Consider the following 13,720-nt stretch of genomic DNA (forward strand, 5'->3'; position numbering starts at 1 on the left):
GTTGCCCCGCCGCCGCTCAGATGGCACCGCCCCCGATTACCAGGGCGTCGCGGACGAGTTGACCCGGGTTACGCGCGCCGCCGGCCAAGGTCGTGGTCGCGCCGGTGATGGCACTCACCCTGACCAGCGTCGATCCGCTGTAGAACAGCGAACCGCCCACCACGCCCAGGGGCGCGACACCCGTCGTCCTGGGGTTGTAGCTGGACAGGCGGGCGCCCCTCACGACGGCGAAGCGGTCGCCACCGGCCGTGGCCCGGACGACCTGGCGACCGGAGATCGTCCAGGAGTCGACGACCCCCATCCGGTCCAGGGCGGGCGCGGTCAGTCGTACCGGCGCGACACCCGTCGTCGAGAAGCGGTAGACGGCCCGTCGTCCGTCGGACCTCAGGCAGCTCTGGGTGAAGGTCGTACTGCTGCTCCAATGAGCTGCCCCGCAGGACGCGTACCCACCGGCTGGGCGCCCGACTCGTCTGAGGGTGGTGCCGGTGGCATTGCTGGCCACGGTGTCAGTGGTCCAGGTGTCCTCCAGCAGCAGCGTCGCGTCCGGGTTGGGTGTGACGACGCGGGGGTAGGGGACGGGGAGTCTGAAGACGGTACGGCCGGTCAGGGTGATCTTTCGGGCGCTGGTGCCCAAGCCGGAATCCCCGACCTCCACCAACCGGTCCCCGGCAGGGCCGCTGAACCTCGCCCCGGTCGCGACGACCGTCTGCATCCCGCCCCCCGCGCTCACGACCGCATATTGCGGAACGCCCCCGATGTCGCTGTACATCAGCACCTTGCGGCCGTCCGGCGTGACGTCTACCAGTTGCCACGTGCTGTCGATGACCCGGATCGGGTACTGCTGGCCGCCGGGGGAGACGAGTGTGAGCACCCGCTTCGCGCTGGCGCCCGTGTCCGGGGCGCCCAGAACGACGACGGACCAACCCGCAGCCGCCGCCGGAGGCAGTCCTTGGGCACGCGGTGCGGTGCCGGCCAACGAGCCCGCTGCCAGGACGGAGGCCAGGAGGGCCGTGCCAGCCATCCTGGCCCCACGGGCCGTCATCACCAGGCTTCCTGCGCGTTCTGGATCGCGAATGAGTCGAGCTCCTGGCCGGGGTTCCTGGTACCTCCCGCCAGCACCGTGGTCTTCGCGGTGGCCAGGTCGTGCCGGCTGAGGGCCTTGGACGTGCCCTGGCAGTAGGGGCCGGTCAGTTGGTACAGGCTGGTCCCCACGACGTCGATCGGGGCGGCGCACTTGGTGGCCGGTGCGAGCCAGGTGACCTTCGAGTTGGCGACCCTCCCGAAGATGCCCGGATCCTCGGTGTAGCCGATCGCTCCCATCACGACCTGCCCCTTGGCGGTACTCCAGGAGTCGAGCAGGATCTTGGGGGAGGCGCTCTTGACGAGCGTCGAGTTGGTCAGACGCACCGGGGATCCGCCCGCGGTGGAGTAGCGGAAGACGACCGTGGGGCCGGGCAGGGTCTTCGGGAAGCACGTGGCCGTGAAGGTGGTGTTGCTGTCCCAGTGGCCCATGTCACAGGAGGAGTAGTTGGTGGACGGCAACCACAGGGTCCGCAGCTTTGCGCCGGTCGTGGTGTTGAAGACCACGAACTTCTTGCCGGTTTCGGCGACCACCTTCCAACCGTCCGGGGACTGCTGCCACGTGCCCGTGGTGTTCAGCCGGTAGGTGGTGAGCACCTTGGTGCCGACCTTCCGCCGGGCCACGGTGCCGTCCTCGGGCCAGACGATGACGGCGGCCGAACTGAGCTTGTCGACCGCCACCTGATCGGGTCCGACGCCGACGCTGGTCCAGGTGTTGCGCGTCCGGTCGACGACGGCGTAGCGGTACTGGTCGTCGGGCGTGACGCCGATCAGCAGCACCTTGCGTCCGTCCTTGCTGAGCTGCAGGACGTGCCAGGAGGCACCCACGCTGCGCACGGTGTACTGCGCGCCGGTGGGGGACACCATCACGAGCTGGCGGCCCGTGGTCTTGCCGGTCGGCCCGATGATGGCGGCGGCCCAGCCATCCGGCGTGAGGGGGGTCGCTGCCTGTGCCGTCGGGGCGAGCAGGCTGCCGGCCAGCAGGGCCCCGCCGAAAACAGCTGCCAGGGTGGACTTGTGGTTCATGGTCATCTCCTCGGGACGCGGGGCGACGCTGCCCCCGTGCCCACAGGCTAGATGCGCGCAGGGGTTCATCCGGGCGGTGTTGGCAACTCTTCAGCCGGGCAGCCAGGTCGGCGCCCGGTAGGCTGTCGCGGTGGCTCGAACCCAACCCGAACAGCAGGCCCCGCCCGTCTTGTGGCTCCGTGTGGAGTACGCCAAGCGAGGGCCGGCCCGTTTCACGTCCACCCGTGACTTCGGACGAGCCTTCGAGCGAGCGCTTCGCCGCGCGGACGTCCCGATGGCCTACTCCTCGGGGTTCAACCCCCACCCCCGGCTGAGCTACGCCAATGCCTCGCCTACCTCCGCCGCAACGGAGGGGGAGTACCTCGAGATCGGCCTGTGCCAGATCTGCGACCCTGATCGGGTGCGCGTGGCGCTGGACGAGGCGCTGCCCCCGGGGCTCGACATCCTGTCCGTGGTGGTCAGCGACCGCAAGGCTCTGGCCGATGTGCTCACAGCCTCCCAGTGGCGCGTAGAACTCGACTCGGTGGGTGCTGGCGACATCGACGACGAAGCACTGCGCGAGGCCGTGGACGAACTGTTGGCCGCTGAGCAGTTCGATGCCAGCCGAATGACCAAGACCGGGATGCGCACCTTCGACGTCCGCGTCGCCGTGATGGGGCTGCACGTCAGCGCCCCGGCAACGCTGTCGATGCTGCTTGCACACACCACCCCACTGGTGCGTCCCGACGATGTCGTGGGTGCGCTGCGCCAGCTGCGTCCGGTGCTCGCGGTGGAGCGACCGGCCATGCTGACGCGGCTGCGCCAGGGCGAACTGGTCGAGGGTGAACTGCGTGATCCGATGGGTCAGGGTTGGCAGCGCCCACAGGCGGGTTCCCCGACGATCTCTTGATGGTGTGACATACTGGCCCACAGGTAGGCATCGCGACCCCGCGACGCCCGCTCGGCTCCTGGAAGCCACCCAACCGCGACGACACGCGTCGACCGCGGGGGAGGGCTTCGAGCCGAACCGCCAGCTTTTGGCCGTGACGCGTCACGGCTGACGAACCGCACCCGCGTTCGGGTGCTGAGGAGCACGCATGCTCGATGAGAACACGCCCACCGACGGCCCTGCCACGGAGGCGGAAGAGGTTCCCGCAACCCCGCCGCGTCGCCGCCGCGCCGCGTCCCGTCCCGCCGGCCCGCCCAAGGAGGTCGCAGCGCCGGCCGAGGTGCCGGTGACCACGGCCGCCGCCGAGTCTGCCCCGGCGCAGCCCGTCGTCGAGGCCGCACCGGTCGCCGAGCCCCCGCGCCGCAGCCGCCGCGCCACCCGCAAGGCCGCGCCGCCCACCCCGATCGCCGAGCTTCCGGTCCCGGTCGCCCAGACAGAGACCTCCGCCACCGAGCCCACCGGCGACGCCACTGAGGCAAGCCGTCCGTCCCGCGCCCGTCGGACGCGCGCCACCCGCTCCGAGCGCTCGACCCGTTCGCGCGGCGCCACGGCTGATGCACAGGCAGCCGAGCCACCGTTGGAGCAGCCGACTGTCGCTGCTGAGCAGACCGGCCAGTCCGAGGTCGACGCCGCCCTGGCCGCCGCCGCTGCGGCTGCAGCTGAGCGTCCCCGTCGTGGCCGTCGCGTGTCGAAGGCAGTTGCCAATCCTTTCGCCGTGGCCGTGGGCCAGGACGGTGAGATCGACAAGGCGGCCGCGTTGCAGTCGTTGGCCGCCTCCATCGCCGCACCCTCCTTCCTGGAGCCCCAGGCCCAGCAGGCCTCGGACGACCAGCCCGCCAGCGACGGGCCCGTCGTCGAGGATGAGCAGGGAGAGATCCCCGAGGCTGACACCGTCGCCACCGAGACCGCCGAGGTGGACGCCCCCGAGGTCGAGGTCACCGACGAGATGCTGGATGCGGCCGAGGTCGAGGCCGAGGCCGAGGCCGAGGTTGAGTCCTGGTCGGACGACGAGGGTGGCAATCGCCGCCGTCGGCGCCGCAGGGGGGGTCGTCGTCGCCGCCGTGGGCAGGACGACGACTCCGCGGTCGATGGTGATTCCGACGAGGACGAATCCGAGACCGACGACACCGCCGTTGAGGAGGCCAGCTCGGAGGAGTCCGACGACACGGACAGCTCCGGTCGTCGTCGCCGCCGTCGTCGCCGTCGTCGTGGCGAGGACACCGCCGGTTCCGAGGACGACCCGTCCGAGGTCGTCGTGCGCGTCCGCGAGCCCCGCCGCAGCCGCAGCGCTGCCGACGAGGTGACCGGCATCGACGGCTCCACCCGCATGGAGGCCAAGAAGCAGCGCCGTCGTGAGGGCCGTGCCGCCGGTCGCCGTCGCGCGCCGATCCTGTCCGAGGCCGAGTTCCTCGCCCGCCGTGAGTCGGTGGAGCGCCGGATGGTGATCCGCCAAGGCGACGAGTACACCCAGATCGCCGTGATCGAGGACGGGATCCTGGTCGAGCACTACGTCGATCGCGCGTCCAGCTCGTCCCTGATCGGCAACATCTACCTGGGCCGCGTGCAGAACGTGCTGCCCAGCATGGAGGCCGCCTTCATCGACATCGGCCGTGGCCGCAATGCCGTGCTCTATGCCGGTGAGATCGACTGGGCGGGCTTCGGTGCCGCCGGCCAGGACAAGGCCGTCGAGAAGGTGCTGAAGAGCGGCCAGACCGTGCTCGTCCAGGTCTCCAAGGACCCGGTTGGCGCCAAGGGCGCCCGCCTCACCAGCCACATCTCACTGCCGGGACGCTATGTCGTCTACTCCCCGGGCGGTCACCTGTCCGGCATCAGCCGCAAGCTGGCCGACACCGAGCGCAACCGCCTCAAGGACATCCTCGGTGACCTGATCGGCGACGAGGCCTCGGTCATCGTCCGCACGGCTGCCGAGGGCGCGAGCGAGGGGGAACTCGTCCGCGATGTGAACCGCCTCAAGGCGCAGTGGGAGGTCATCGAGCGCAAGAAGCAGGGCAGCGCTCCGCAGCAGCTGTACGCCGAGCCCGACCTCACCGTCCGGATCGTGCGAGACCTGTTCACCGAGGACTTCAGCGAGCTCGTCGTCGCCGGCAACGGCGGCCCGGACGACGCCTACGAGGCCATCAACGGCTACGTCACCCATGTCGCCCCGCACCTCGCGGAGCGGCTGGTGCGCTGGGACCCCGAGCAGGGCGACCCCTTCTCCCAGCACCGCCTGGACGAACAGATCGCCAAGGCACTGGAGCGCAAGGTGTACCTGCCCAGTGGCGGTTCCCTGGTCATCGACCGCACCGAGGCCATGACGGTCATCGACGTCAACACCGGCAAGTTCACCGGCTCCGGCGGCAACCTCGAGGCCACGGTCACCTCCAACAACCTGGAGGCGGCCGAGGAGATCGTCCGCCAGCTGCGCCTGCGTGACATCGGCGGCATCATCGTCGTCGACTTCATCGACATGGTGTTGCCCAGCAACCGTGAGCTGCTGCTGCGTCGCCTCGTCGAGTGCCTTGGACGTGACCGCACCCGCCACCAGGTGGCCGAGGTGACCTCGCTGGGCCTGGTGCAGATGACCCGCAAGAAGATCGGTACCGGCCTGGCGGAGGCCTTCACCGAGGAGTGCGACCGCTGCGGTGGACGGGGCTACGTTCGCCACGATCACCCCGTGGAGACCCAGGCACCGGCCGATGGTGGGGAGCGTTCCCACGGGCGTCGGGGGCGTGGACGGAACAACAACTGAGTCGTCCCGCCGGCTGACGACTCGCGGCGGCCGGGGCCGGTTTGACCCTGTCCTGGCCCGCGGGTAGAGTTGGCAGTCGGTTTGGGTCAGGTCGTTGGACGTCCTGGAACTCACCCGCACAGACTCCAGCTGGCCTCCGGTCGGCTGAACTTTTCCCAGTAGACGAACGAGAGTAGGTCAGGCGTGTACGCGATCGTGCGCAGTGGCGGCCGCCAGCACAAGGTTGCCGTGGATGACATTGTCGAGATCGACAAGGTGTCGGCCGAGGTTGGCGAGAAGGTCGAGCTGACCCCGCTGCTGCTGGTCGATGGCGACTCGGTCACCTCTGACAAGGATGCCCTCGGCAAGGCCCAGGTCACCGCCGAGGTTCTCGGTGGCGCCAAGGGTCCGAAGATCCGCATCATGAAGTACAAGAACAAGACCGGTTACAAGAAGCGCCAGGGTCACCGTCAGCAGTACACCCAGGTCAAGATCACCGGAATCAAGGGCTGAGGTAGGCAGATATGGCACACAAGAAGGGCGCATCGTCCTCCAAGAATGGTCGCGACTCGAACGCGCAGCGCCTCGGCGTCAAGCGCTTCGGTGGCGAGCTCGTCAACGCGGGCGAGATCATCGTCCGCCAGCGTGGCACCCACTTCCACCCCGGTGACGGTGTCGGTCGCGGTGGCGACGACACCCTGTTCGCCCTGGTCGAGGGCAATGTCGAGTTCGGCACCCGGCGTGGTCGTCGCGTGATCAACGTCCAGCCCGTGGCGACCGCCGCGGAATGACGCTCTGAACAACCGCCGAGGGGCGGCTCCCAGCCGGGAGCCGCCCCTTTGCTTCGTCCACCCCCGGTAGACTCCGGGGGTCCCGGGTGTCGCGACCGACGCCCGGCCTCCAGCAGAAAGCAAGACCCATGGCCATTCCCTCCTTCGTCGACCGTGTGACGCTGAACGTCGCTGCCGGAAACGGCGGTCATGGCTGCGCATCCGTGCACCGCGAGAAGTTCAAGCCACTGGGTGGCCCCGACGGTGGCAATGGTGGTGACGGCGGCTCGGTCGTGCTGCGCATCGACCCGCAGGTCACCACGCTGGTCGACTACCACCGCATCAGCACCCGCAAGGCCCCAAATGGCCAGCCGGGCATGGGCGACCACCGCAACGGTTCCCGGGGCGAGGACACAGTCCTCCCAGTCCCCGAGGGGACGATCGTCGTCGACGCCGACACCGGTGAGCAGCTGGCCGACCTGACCGGTGACATCGAGGAGGTCGTCGTCGCGCAGGGTGGAAGGGGCGGCCTGGGCAACTCCGCCCTCGCGTCCTCATCCCGCAAGGCTCCGGGATTCGCGCTGCTGGGCGAGGAAGGCGAGAGCCGACGCATCCAGCTGGAGCTGAAGGTCGTCGCCGACGTCGGCCTGGTGGGTTTCCCCTCGGCCGGCAAGTCGTCGCTGATCGCCGCTATCAGCCGTGCCCGTCCGAAGATCGCCGACTACCCCTTCACCACGCTGGTCCCGAACCTGGGGGTCGTGGTGGCCGGCGAGACCACGTACACCGTCGCCGACGTTCCGGGCCTGATCGAGGGCGCAAGCCAGGGCCGTGGGCTCGGTTTCGACTTCCTGCGCCACATCGAGCGCTGTCAGGCGATCGTCCACGTCGTCGACTGCGCCACCTATGAGCCCGGACGTGACCCGCTGACCGACCTCGACGTCATCGAGCGCGAGCTGACCGAGCACGGTGGCCTGGCGGACCGGCCGCGACTGGTGGCGCTCAACAAGGTCGACATCCCCGACGCGCACGAACTGGCCGACATGGTCAAGGCCGACGTGGAGGCCCGCGGCCTGAAGACCTTCGTCATCTCCACCAAGTCGGGGGAGGGCCTGCAGGAGCTCACCTTCGCCATGGCCGAACTGGTCGCCGCGCGCCGGGCCACCCTGCCGGCCCCCGCACCCAGGCGCATCGTCATCAGCCCCAAGCCGGTCGCGGACAAGACCCCCTTCACCATCCGCCGGATGGGTGACGGCGACGGCGGCTTCGTGTGGCGCGTCGAGGGCGAGAAGACCGCCCGCTGGGTGCGCCAGACCGACTTCAACAATGCCGAGGCCGTCGGCTACCTTGCCGACCGGCTGAACCGGCTTGGCGTCGAGGAGAAGCTGCTCGAGCTTGGCGCGGTCACCGGGGACGCGGTCGCCATCGGAGGTGGCGACGACCCGGTCGTGTTCGACTTCGCCCCGCAGGTGGAGATCGGCGCCGAGATCCTGGCCCGCCGCGGTGAGGATTCCCGCCTGGAGCACGAGCGTCCGTCCGCGGCGCGTCGCCGTCAGGAGGACGCCGACTACCAGGAACGCCGCGGCGGGATGCACCGCGACGCCTGGCGCGTCGTCAACGCGGCCATGGGTGCCTGGGAGGACGACGAGGACGACGACGTCGCGCCGGTGCAGGCCGTCCGTGCCGACTTCGACGAGGTCTTCGACGAGGAGGCACCGACGGCTCCTGCGCATGAGCGCGAGCCGGGGCTGGAATGAGTCGCGAGGCCATCCGCCACGCCGAGCGGATCGTGGTCAAGGTCGGTTCGTCGTCCCTGACCACGGCCGAGGGCGGGATCGACCCCGCCCGGGTGCAGCGGCTGGTGGACGCGGTGGCGGACGTGCGGGCGCGTGGCTGTCAGGTGGTGCTGATCAGTTCGGGCGCCATCGCGGCCGGTCTGGCCCCGCTGGGCTTCACGAAGCGTCCGCGTGACCTGGCCAGCCAACAGGCGGCGGCCTCGGTGGGTCAGGGCCTGCTGATCAACGAGTACACCCAGCGCTTCGGCCAGCACGGCTTCCGGGTCGGGCAGGTGCTGCTCACCGTGGACGACCTGACCCGGCAGGCTTCATACCGGAATGCGCTGCGCACCTTCGCCCGGTTGCTGAAGCTGCAAGCGATCCCGATCGTCAACGAGAACGACACCGTCGCGACCCATGAGATCCGCTTTGGTGACAACGACCGGTTGGCGGCCCTGGTGGCCCAGCAGATCCGCGCCGATGCGTTGGTGCTGCTCAGCGACGTGGACGCCCTTTACAGCGCCCACCCCAGCGAACCCGGCGCCGAGCGGATCGGCGTCGTGGCCGACATCAACGCCCTCGAGGTCGACACCCATCGCGCCGGCACCGGCATCGGGACAGGGGGCATGACCACCAAGCTCCAGGCCGCTCGGATCGCCACCAGCGCAGGGATCCCGGTGGTGTTGGCTGCCGCCTCCGAGGCCAGGGCAGCGGTGCAGGGCCAAGACGTCGGCACCTGGTTCGAGGCCACTGGCAAGCGCCGTCCCCGCCGGTTGTTGTGGCTGGCGCACGCCAGCCACTCCCGCGGACGCCTGGTGCTGGATGCCGGTGCCGTCCGGGCCGTCACCGAGCGCAAGGCCTCCCTGCTGGCCGCTGGCGTCACCAGCATCGACGGTGACTTCGTGGCGGGGGACCCGGTCGACCTGGTAACCGCTGAGGGCAGGGTGATCGCCCGTGGGCTGGTGGGCTTCTCGTCCGAGGAGCTCCCCGCCATGCTCGGGCGCAACTCCCACGATCTCGCCGAGTCACTCGGTGTGCAGTACGAACGCGAGGTGGTGCATCGCGACGTGCTGGTGCTCCTCACCCGCCCCCGTCGCCCCCGCGTGGCCTCCGTCGGCCAGAAGGACTGACCCGCCGCGCTGGCCCTGTTCGGCTGGATCTGCGCCGTCGGCGACTTCGCCAGCGTCCTGCCGCAGGTCATCAGTGTTGTTCTCCGCCGGCTCGCTGGGCGTGTCGTGCCTGGTAGCGGTGGCGCTCGCCCTACTGCGACGCACGGGCGCGCGCGGCCGTCGGCCCGCTGACGTTTCGGCTCAGTAGCCCAGGGTCGACAGGGTGCCGCGCAGCTGGTCGGCCGACGACAGCAGGGACGACACCTCGGAGGCGTCCATCGGAACCTCCAGCACCCGCTCGATGCCCGCGGAGCTGACCAGGGTGGGCAGGCTGAGCGCGACGTCGTGCAGGCCGTAGTAGCCGTCCACCACGCTCGACAACGGCAGCACGGTGCGGGTGGGGGAGAGCAGTGCCTCCACGAGACGTGCGCCAGCCAGGCCGATCGCGTAGTTGGTGGCGCCCTTGCCCTCGATCACCTCGTAGGCGGCGTGGGCCGCCTCGTGGGCGAGGTCGGCGAGCACCTGGTCGCTGAAGGGACGTCGTCCGGCGTAGACCCAGTCACGGATCGGGACCGACGAGATGTGCGCGCTCGACCAGACCGGGAACTCGGAGTCACCGTGCTCGCCGACGATCGTCGCGTGGACGTTCGACTGCGAGACCTTGACCTTGTTGGCGATCAGCCAGCGAAGGCGTGAGGTGTCCAGCATGGTGCCGGTGGAAAAGACCTGCGCGGTGGGCAGCCCGGAGACCTTCTGGGCAACCACGGTGAGCACGTCACAGGGGTTGGTGACGAGCACGTAGAGGGCATTGGGTGCCTGTTCGACGAGCTGCGGCATCAACTTCTCGAGGATCTTCGTGTTGGTCGCGGCGAGGTCGAGGCGGGTCTGGCCCGGCTGCTGGCGGGCGCCAGCGGTGATGACCACCACCGAGGAGTCCTTGACGACGGAGATGTCGTCGCCCCCCATGACGACGGAATGGGTGAACTGGGTACCGTGGGAGAGGTCCTTGACCTCGGCCTGCACCTTCTGGGATGCGATGTCGTAGATGCTGATCACGTTGGCTGAGCCGCGGATCAAGCAGGCGTAGGCAAGCGAGGTGCCCACGGCCCCCGCGCCGATGATGGAGACCTTCGAGGAGTGACGGTGTGATCTGGCCATGCCCTCAACAGTAGTTCCTGGGCGCAGGCGGTGCGGCAGGGTCAACAGGTGCGTGCGGTCAGTGCCCTCATCCGTTCCCCCTGGAGCAACATGGACGCTGCCAGGCAGGCGCCCACACCCTCTCCGCAGCGCAGCCGCAGGTGGAGCAGGGGCTCGAGCCCGAGCGCCTGGAGCACCTGCTGGTGACCCATCTCCCGGCTGGCCTGTCCGGCCACGAGGTAACCCTGCACCGAAGGTTGCAGGCGGCACGCCAGCAAGGCGGGAACGGAGGCCGCCAAGCCGTCCAGGACGATCGCCGCACCTGCCTGCGCGGCACCCAGCACGACTCCGGTGAGCACGGCGAACTCCCCACCGCCCAAGGCAGCCAGCAGGCTGATGGGCTCGGCGGCGTCAGGGAGCACCCGCCAGCGATCAACTGCGGCCTGTACCACCTCGACCTTGCGCGCGACCATGTCGGAGTCGGACCCGGCTCCCTGCCCGACGACCTCCTGCGCACCGAACCCCAGCAGGGCGGACGCGAGCGCCGCCGCCACGGTGGTGTTCCCGATCCCCACCTCTCCCAACACCACCAGGCCGGCCGAAGCAACCTCAGTGCCGATCTGGATGCCCTGCTGGAGAAGTGATTGCGCGTCTTCGTGCATCAAGCCGTCAGACGAGACGAGATCACCCCGTGGGCCGCTGGGACGAGCCTGGCGTGCGCCCTCGACGGGGCGCGCAACGCCAGCGTCCACCACGATGCTCGACAGGCCAGCGCCCTGCGCCGTCACCACACCCATTCCGCTGCCGGCGACGCTGGCGGCCAGCACGTCATGGGTGACCGACGGCGCGAAGGCACTGATGCCATGGGCGACGACGGGATGGTCGGCGCCGACCAGCACCAAGGTGCCGCCGCTCACCCGTCCGCCGTGGATGGCCTCAACCCGGTTCAACGCCCGGTCGAGCACTCCCAGGGAACCGGTAGGGCTGAGCAGCTGGTCGGCCTGGTCGGTCGCCGCCACCACCCGGGGTGGCGCCGGGGCGACGACGTCTGGTTGCTCTCGCGACAGCGCATTCGGCGGGCTGGTGGGTTCATCGGATGGCCACCTGTCGTGCAGGATCAGGTCGTCCAGCGGGAGCTTCTTCGACCAGGCCAGCCGTTCCAGCCCGGGGGAGGGAGGGAGTTCGTCGGGCCACCCGATGCACAACCATCCCAGGGTCTCAACGCCCTCGGGCAGGCCGAGCAACCCGGCCAGTTCGTCCGGTTCGAAGAGCGTCACCCAGCCCATGCCCAGGCCTTCGGCGCGGGCAGTCAGCCACATGTTCTCGATGGCCGCCGCGCAACTCCACAGGTCCGCATCGACGAAGGTGGCCCGACCCAGCACTCCGGTGGCCGGGGTGCGACGATCGCAGGCGACGACCAGGCCCACAGGTGCCTCGCGCAATCCCTCGAGCTTGAGGTCCAAGAGGTGCTGGCCGCGCTCGGAGGTCATCATGGCCGCCTGCCGAAGGCGTTGCCGGTCGGCCATCGCCGCGGCCGCGTCCCGCAGCGCGGGGTCCCTGACCACCAGGAAGCGCCAGGGCTGGGAGTGCCCGACGCTGGGCCCGGCGTGCCCGGCCTCGATCACCTGCCGCAGCACCCCCTCGGGCACCGGGTCGGGCCGGAACCGGCGGATGTCGCGCCGCGCCTCGATCACCCGGCGCAGGGCGGCGCGGGTCGTCTGGTCCATCTGCCAGCCACGCGGGTCCTCGCTGCGCTGCCGGGCGCTGCTGGCGTCACCGATCATGGGAGTGGGTCGGGGCCAGACGGGCGCGGATTCCATGCCTGGCAGCCTATGGCCTGGCGGCCGGGCTGAACCGTGAACGCAGTGCCGCGCAGGCCCCTCGTCCACCTACTCTTGGGCGCATGTCGACCTTCACCGACCAGGCCCACCTGGCCAGCACCGCTGCCCGCCAGCTCGTCACCTTGAACCGTGGCCGCAAGGATGCCGCCCTGCACGCGATGGCCGATGCCCTGTCTGCTGCCACCTCCGACGTCCTGGCGGCCAATGCGGTGGACGTCGCCACCGCGACCGCGGCAGGGACGGAGGCCTCGCTGGTCGACCGCCTGCGGCTGGACGAGTCCCGGGTGGCAGGCATGGTCGCCGGGCTGCGGGAGCTGGCCGCGCTGCCCGACCCGGTCGGCGACATCGTGCGCGGTTTCACCACCCCCGCAGGCGTGCGGATCAGCCAGGTTCGGGTGCCCTTCGGCGTGATCGGGATCATCTACGAAGCCCGCCCCAATGTCACCGCCGACGCCGCAGGCATCTGTCTCAAGTCCGGCAATGCGGCGCTGCTTCGCGGCTCGTCGTCCGCACTGAACTCGAACCGGGCCACCATCGCCGCGCTGCGCGCCGGGCTCGAATCGGTCGGCGTCGACGCCAACGCGGTCTGCCTGGTTGAGGGCGGTCGCGAGGTCACCACCGAGATGATGACCGCCCGCGGACTGGTTGACCTGCTCGTCCCCCGCGGAGGCGCCGGGCTGATCAACCATGTCGTCCAGAACTCCACCGTGCCGGTGATCGAGACCGGCACCGGAAACTGCCACCTCTTCGTCGAGAGGTCCGCCGATCAGCAGATGGCGATCGAGATCATGCTGAACGCCAAGACGCAACGCCCGAGCGTGTGCAATGCACTCGAAACCCTGCTGGTCGACCAGGAGATCGCGGACGAGTTCGTCCCCAAGGCACTGGACGCGCTGGCTGGCGCGGGGGTGACCGTGCACGGCGATGAGGCTGTGTGCGCTTTCTCCGAGGCCGTCATCCCCGCGACCGAGACCGAGTACGACGCCGAATACCTCTCACTGGACCTGGCCGTGCGCGTCGTCGACGACATCGACCAGGCGATCGAGCACATTCGTGAGCACAGCTCCGGCCACTCGGAGACGATCATCACCAACGACACCCGCGCTGCCAACCGGTTCACGGTGGAGGTCGACGCGGCGGCGGTGCTGGTGAACGCCTCATCCCGCTTCGTCGATGGCGGTGAGTTCGGCTTCGGTGCGGAGATCGGCATCTCCACCCAGAAGCTGCATGCCCGTGGCCCGATGGCGCTGCCGGAGATGACGGCCACGAAGTACGTGCTCATCGGTGAGGGACAGACGCGCGCCTGAACAGAACTTCGCTAGGCTG

The 13,720-nt window shown here is 69.7% G+C and carries 11 protein-coding genes; 7 read left to right on the plus strand and 4 right to left on the minus strand.

Features of this window, described 5'->3' with window-relative positions; translation table 11 throughout:
- Positions 1–16: 16 nt before the first annotated feature.
- Both ABD089_RS02625 and ABD089_RS02630 read right to left on the minus strand, forming a co-directional pair.
- A complete protein-coding gene (locus ABD089_RS02625; protein ID WP_343884650.1) occupies positions 17–1,021 on the minus strand; it encodes a hypothetical protein in 1,005 nt (334 codons plus the stop codon).
- 20 nt (positions 1,022–1,041) lie between these two features.
- Entirely contained in the window at positions 1,042–2,106 is a 1,065-nt protein-coding gene (locus ABD089_RS02630) for a hypothetical protein (protein WP_343884651.1), read from the minus strand.
- Between the two features lie 130 nt (positions 2,107–2,236).
- Between ABD089_RS02630 and ABD089_RS02635 the strand changes: the two genes are divergently transcribed.
- From ABD089_RS02635 to proB, 6 genes are all read left to right on the plus strand, one after another.
- Entirely contained in the window at positions 2,237–2,995 is a 759-nt protein-coding gene (locus tag ABD089_RS02635; protein ID WP_343884652.1) for a TIGR03936 family radical SAM-associated protein, read from the plus strand.
- A 187-nt stretch (positions 2,996–3,182) separates the two neighbouring features.
- Positions 3,183–5,786: an Rne/Rng family ribonuclease gene (locus ABD089_RS02640; RefSeq protein ID WP_343884653.1), complete on the plus strand. Its 2,604-nt coding sequence runs from the start codon at positions 3,183–3,185 to the stop codon at positions 5,784–5,786.
- Between the two features lie 183 nt (positions 5,787–5,969).
- Positions 5,970–6,278: a 50S ribosomal protein L21 gene (rplU, locus tag ABD089_RS02645; protein ID WP_343884654.1), complete on the plus strand. Its 309-nt coding sequence runs from the start codon at positions 5,970–5,972 to the stop codon at positions 6,276–6,278.
- Positions 6,279–6,289: 11 nt separating this feature from the next.
- The gene (gene rpmA / locus ABD089_RS02650; protein WP_343884655.1) at positions 6,290–6,556 is read left to right on the plus strand and encodes a 50S ribosomal protein L27; all 267 of its coding nucleotides are present in this window, start codon (positions 6,290–6,292) and stop codon (positions 6,554–6,556) included.
- A 128-nt stretch (positions 6,557–6,684) separates the two neighbouring features.
- Positions 6,685–8,289, plus strand: a complete 1,605-nt coding sequence (gene obgE / locus ABD089_RS02655) for a GTPase ObgE (RefSeq protein ID WP_343884656.1) — start codon at positions 6,685–6,687, stop codon at positions 8,287–8,289.
- The gene (gene proB / locus ABD089_RS02660; protein ID WP_343884657.1) at positions 8,286–9,437 is read left to right on the plus strand and encodes a glutamate 5-kinase; all 1,152 of its coding nucleotides are present in this window, start codon (positions 8,286–8,288) and stop codon (positions 9,435–9,437) included. The genes obgE and proB overlap by 4 nt, the downstream gene beginning before the upstream one ends.
- 180 nt (positions 9,438–9,617) lie before the next feature.
- Here proB and ABD089_RS02665 read toward each other — a convergent pair whose 3' ends face one another.
- Together ABD089_RS02665 and bluB are read right to left on the minus strand one after the other, a co-directional pair.
- Positions 9,618–10,574, minus strand: a complete 957-nt coding sequence (locus ABD089_RS02665; protein WP_343884658.1) for an L-lactate dehydrogenase — start codon at positions 10,572–10,574, stop codon at positions 9,618–9,620.
- A gap of 41 nt (positions 10,575–10,615) precedes the next feature.
- Positions 10,616–12,373 carry a 5,6-dimethylbenzimidazole synthase gene (gene bluB, locus ABD089_RS02670; RefSeq protein ID WP_343884659.1) on the minus strand — a complete coding sequence of 586 codons (1,758 nt, stop codon included), beginning with the start codon at positions 12,371–12,373 and terminating at the stop codon, positions 10,616–10,618.
- A gap of 83 nt (positions 12,374–12,456) precedes the next feature.
- Between bluB and ABD089_RS02675 the strand changes: the two genes are divergently transcribed.
- Positions 12,457–13,701: a glutamate-5-semialdehyde dehydrogenase gene (locus ABD089_RS02675; protein ID WP_343884660.1), complete on the plus strand. Its 1,245-nt coding sequence runs from the start codon at positions 12,457–12,459 to the stop codon at positions 13,699–13,701.
- Positions 13,702–13,720: the final 19 nt, after the last annotated feature.

This window comes from Luteococcus sanguinis (assembly GCF_039527675.1).
In the GTDB taxonomy this organism is placed as follows: Bacteria; Actinomycetota; Actinomycetes; order Propionibacteriales; family Propionibacteriaceae; genus Luteococcus; species Luteococcus sanguinis.